The organism is Shigella sp. SIG3, from assembly GCF_053555855.1.
In genome coordinates, this window is the sequence record NZ_JBQZXE010000300.1 from 1 (window position 1) to 588 (window position 588).

2 protein-coding genes are annotated in these 588 nt (G+C 48.1%); both read right to left on the bottom strand.

Features of this window, described 5'->3' with window-relative positions; translation table 11 throughout:
- Positions 1 to 391 (bottom strand): AAA family ATPase (locus tag ACUU1I_RS21070; protein WP_146703278.1); only part of this gene is annotated, 391 nt, incomplete at its 3' end.
- A 5-nt stretch (positions 392 to 396) separates the two neighbouring features.
- Positions 397 to 588, bottom strand: a 192-nt coding sequence (locus ACUU1I_RS21075) for a host-nuclease inhibitor Gam family protein (protein WP_073860552.1), incomplete at its 5' end; no start/stop codon positions are given.

A 588-nucleotide genomic window follows, 5' to 3' on the forward strand; every position in this document is an offset into this window, starting at 1 on the left:
CTGAAAATTCCAGTCCTCGTTTACGGTTTCGGCGTCTGGCATACTCGTCGCATAATCCGGTCCAGAAGTGACTGATGGAGTCGATGATCATTACGGAACCGCTGCTTTCCGCTTCATTAATGGCTTCAAGCAGATCAACAAACGAGCGGGTTTTTGCCGTAAATAATTCGATATTTTCCGCATCAAAGCGGGGTTTAACCCAGTCAGAGCCTGTTTCTGTGTCCAGAAACATTACCGGGCGGTTACCAGCTTCAATTCCCCGTTGCCGCATAAGCATTACCAGACCAATAGCCAGTTCGCTTGCTGTGTAGGTTTTGCCGTCGCCAGCAAACCCCATAATTCCTGCTTTTAGATAGGCCTGTGTGTTTATTGCTCGTTGAAAAAGCGCCATAGATTTTAGTCCTCCAAATCAATATCAACCTGGTGGTGGGCAATGGTTTCAGCCATGTACCGGATGTGTTCTGCCATGCGCTCCTGAAACTCAACATCATCATCAAATGCGTGGCTGATTGCCTGTTTATTGGCACCGTGGCGTTGCAAATGGTCGATGCAGAGCGATTCAAACAGGTGCTGAGGCAGACCTTTTTC